Source organism: Streptomyces sp. NRRL S-495, from assembly GCF_000966955.1.
GTDB lineage: Bacteria > Actinomycetota > Actinomycetes > Streptomycetales > Streptomycetaceae > Kitasatospora > Kitasatospora purpeofusca.
Genome location: NZ_JZWY01000029.1, coordinates 1 through 3,841, shown reverse-complemented (window position 1 = coordinate 3,841; position 3,841 = coordinate 1). Strand labels below are relative to the sequence as shown.

Below are 3,841 nucleotides of genomic sequence, written 5' to 3'. Positions count from 1 at the left end.
GCCGCCACCCGGGCGGTCAGCTTCTCCTGCTCGGCGTGCAGGGCGCGGGCCTGGGCGGCGAGTTCGGCGCTCCGCTCCCGGGCGTCGGAGAGCGCCGTGCGGCGGGCGGTCTGCTCCTCGGTGAGCCGCTCGACGGCCCGGCCGACCGCACCGAGCCGCTCCGCGACCCGGACCGCTTCCCGGTGTTCCGCCCCCAGCCCGCCGAGCACTCCGGCCAGGGCGTCGGCGGCCTCCTCACCGGCCGCGCCGGCGGCCGCCGCGCGGCGCACCCGGAGCCCGGCGAGTTCCTGCTCGGCCGCGTCGGCGGCCTGCTCGGCGGCCGTCTGGGCGCGCCGGGCCCGCTCCTCGTCCTCGGCCCGGACCGGCTCGCCGACCGGGCGGGCCGGGGCCGGGTGCTCCGCCGAGCCGCAGACCCGGCAGGGCTCGCCGGTGCTCAGCCCGGAGGCCAGCTCGGCGGCCATCCCGGCGAGCCGGCGCTCACGGAGCTCCAGGCCGTACTGGCGGGCGTCCAGCGCCTCGGCGCGCAGGGCGAGGGCGCGCGGCCCGGCCCGGCCGACCTCGCCGTCCAGCGCGTCCCGGGCCCGGGCGGCGGACAACCGGGCGGTCAGCTCCGCGCGCCGGGCGTCCAGCCGCTCGACCAGCGCGGCGGCCTCCCGGGCGGCGGACTCCTCCTCCTTCAGGGCGGCGTGCCGGGCGTCGAACTCGGCCAGCCACTCGCCCGCCTCCTCGGCGAGGTCCTCGGCCCGCCGCAGGTCCGCGGTCAGCGCCGTCCGGGTACCGGCCAGCTCGGCGCACTGCCGCTCGTCCGCCCCGGCCGCCTCCAGCCGGACGATCTCGGCGCGCAGCCGCCGTTCGGCCTCGGCCAACTCCTCGGCCTCGGCGTGCGCCAGCGCCCGGCCGGCACCGGCCGTTCCGTCGCCGCGCTCACTGCCGTCGCCGGGGTTGCTGCCGTCGGGGCGGTCGCTGCCGCCGAGGAGCGCACGGCCGGTCGGGCCGGTCGCGACCTCGGCGAGGACCGCCCGGTGCCGGTGCTCCTCCTCCCGGGCCTGCCGGTAGGCGGCCGCCGCGCGCTCCCGCAGGTGCAGCACGGACTCGACGCCGACCGCCGCCTGCGCCGCCGTCAGCCGCCGCCGGTCCGCCGCGCGGGCGGGCTCGTCCTCGGCCAGCCGGGCCGCCTCCCGCACCGCCTGCCGGTGCCGCTCCTGCCGGTCGGCCCGCTGCTCGGCGGCCTCCCTGGCCCGCTGCGCCGCCCGGTGCGCCTCCTCCGCGCCGGCCAGCGCGGCCTCGGCGACGGCCAGCTGCTCGGCCGCGCCGCCGCGCAGCACCGCCGCCCAGCCCAGCACTCCCGTGGTGAGCTCGGCGTCCGCCGCCGCGCTCGGCGCCGCCTCGTCCGTGGCCGCCATCGGGCCCTCGGCGGGCTCGGCGCCCGGTCCGGCCGCCTGCTCGGCCTTGCTGGCCAAGTCCCGCAGCCGGCGGCGCCCGGTCTGGACGGCGGTCTCGTGGGCCCGGCGCTGCTCCGCGAGCCAGGCCTCGACGGACTGGAACCGCTCGGTGTCGAACAGCCGGCGCAGCAGCTTGCCGCGCTCCTCCGAGTCGGCCCGCAGGAAGCGCGCGAAGTCGCCCTGCGGCAGCAGCACCACCTGGCAGAACTGGTCCCGGCTCATCCCGATCAGCCGGTGGATCTCCTCGCCGGCCTCCTGGTGCGACTTGCTGACCGCCCGCCAGCCGGGCCCGCCCGCACCGGTGCCCGCGCCGTCCGCCGACCACTCGCGCAGCAGGGTCTGGGCCCGCTCGACGGTCATGCCCGTGCCGACCTTCTTCGGCCGGGGCTGCTCGGGGATCCGGATGATCTCCAGCCGGCGGCCGCCGAGCGTCAGCTCCAGCCGGACCTCGGTCAGCCGGTCGGGCTCGGCGTGGTCGCTGCGCAGCCGGTTGGCCCGGCGGGTGCCGGGCACCTCGCCGTAGAGGGCGTAGCAGACCGCGTCCAGCACGCTGCTCTTGCCCGCGCCGGTGGCGCCGCGCAGCAGGAACAGGCCGCCGGCGGCCAGCGCGTCGAAGTCGACCGTCTCGGCGCCGGCGAAGGGGCCGAAGGCGGTCACGGTCAGCCGGTGGAGTCTCATCGGGGCAGCTCCGCCTTCCGGTCGGAGGTCTCCCGGACGCGCTCGAAGCCCTCGCGCAGCCAGCCCAGCTCGTCCGGGTCGGGGTCGGCGCCGGGGCGGACGTGCCGCAGGAAGCCCTCGGCGATCTCCAGGTCCGTCCGCCCGCTGACCCGGGACGCGTAGGAGGGGGAGGCGGCGGCGGTGCTCTCCTCCGGGTCGAACAGCAGCTGGAGGGTGTGCGGGAAGCGGCGGCGCAACCGCTCCATCGGCTCGGTGGGGCGGCTCGGGTCGGTGAGGGTGACCTGCACCCAGGACTGCTCGTCGGCGGTGTACCGCTCGTCGGTGAGCAGCTCCTCGAGCCGGCCGCGCAGCCGGGCCAGCCGCCGGGGGGCCGGGCAGGGCACCCGCTCGGCGGTGACCGAGCCGTCCGCCGCGAGGTCGACCAGCCACATGCTCTTGCGCTGCTCGTGCTCGGAGAAGGAGTAGGCGAGCGGGGAGCCGCTGTAGCGCAGGTGCGGGGCGAGGGTCTGGCAGCCGTGCAGATGGCCGAGCGCGGCGTAGTGCACGCCGTCGAAGACCGAGGCGGGTACGGCCGCGACCCCGCCCACCGCGATGTCGCGCTCGCTGTCGCTGGGCTCGCCGCCGGTGACGAAGGCGTGCGCCAGGACGACCGCGCGGGTGCCGGCCGGGCGGGCCGCGAGGTCGGCCCTGACCTGGTCCATCGCCGCTCCGAGCACGGCGGCGTGCCCGCCGCGGGCCAGGCCGAAGCGCTCCCGGACCAGGGTGGGCTCCAGGTAGGGCAGTCCGTAGACGGCGACCGGCCCGTGCGCGTCGGCCAGCAGCACGGGCTCGGCGCACTCGCCCGGGTCCGTCCTCAGGTGGATACCGGCCCGGCCGATGAGGCCCGCGCCGACGCCGAGGCGGCGGGCCGAGTCGTGGTTGCCGCTGATGAACACCGTCGGCACGCCGAGGTCGGCCAGCCGGTGCAGCACGTCGTCGAACAGCGCCACCGCCTCCAGGCCCGGCAGCGCGCGGTCGTACACGTCGCCGGCGACCAGCACGGCGTCGACGCGCTCGTCCCGGACCACCGCCACGAGGTGGTCCAGGAAGGCGCGCTGGGCGTCGTGCAGGCTCTCCCGGTGGAACGAGCGCCCGAGATGCCAGTCGGAGGTATGCAGCAGTCGCATGGTTCCCGACCATAACGGGCGCCACCGACAACCCGGTCCGGAACGGGTGCCGCCGACCGTCCCGGGACCGTCCCCGGGCCGCCCGCCGGGCCTCGTCGGCATCACTCCGGGTCGATTGTCGGTGACGGTGTGTATGGTCGCGTTCGCCGGGAGCCGAGGGGCTCGTGGGGCCGGTGCGGGAGTACCGACGACGGAGGGAGACGACCGTGCGCGAGCGGATGCGGAGCGGGTTCCAGGGCCCGGACCAGCGGCGGGCGAGGGAGCAGGAGCAGGAGCGGGGGCGGTGCCGGAGGCGGGGCCGGGACCGGCGTCCGGGTGCGGGTGGCTGCCGGGAGCGGTGGCGCGCGCCCGTGGTGCGGCTGTGGGGTCCCGGTGCGGAGCGGCGTCGGCCCGGGCCGGCCGGCCCGGGCGGGAGGATCCCCGACGGGCGGCCGCCGGGCGGCGGGGCGAGCGTGCCCAGGGCGGGCGGCGCGGGCGGGCCCGCCGGTCCCGGGGTGCGGGAGCGGCGCCGGGGGCGACCGCGCGGGGCGCCCCCGCCGCAGCCGGTGGCGCTCG

At 79.0% G+C, this 3,841-nt stretch carries 2 protein-coding genes; both read right to left on the bottom strand.

Annotation, left to right across the window (positions count from 1 at the left end; genetic code table 11):
* Positions 1–2,120, bottom strand: a 2,120-nt coding sequence (locus tag VR45_RS02485; protein ID WP_052708801.1) for an SMC family ATPase, incomplete at its 3' end; no start/stop codon positions are given.
* Complete coding sequence (locus VR45_RS02480; protein WP_045938004.1) at positions 2,117–3,286, bottom strand: exonuclease SbcCD subunit D; 1,170 nt, start codon at positions 3,284–3,286, stop codon at positions 2,117–2,119. The genes VR45_RS02485 and VR45_RS02480, both read right to left, overlap by 4 nt.
* Positions 3,287–3,841: the final 555 nt, after the last annotated feature.

Coding starts and splice junctions, on each gene's coding strand:
- VR45_RS02480 (WP_045938004.1), bottom strand. CDS start 3,286: ATGCGACTGCTGCATACCTCCGACTGGCATCTCGGGCGCTCGTTCCAC.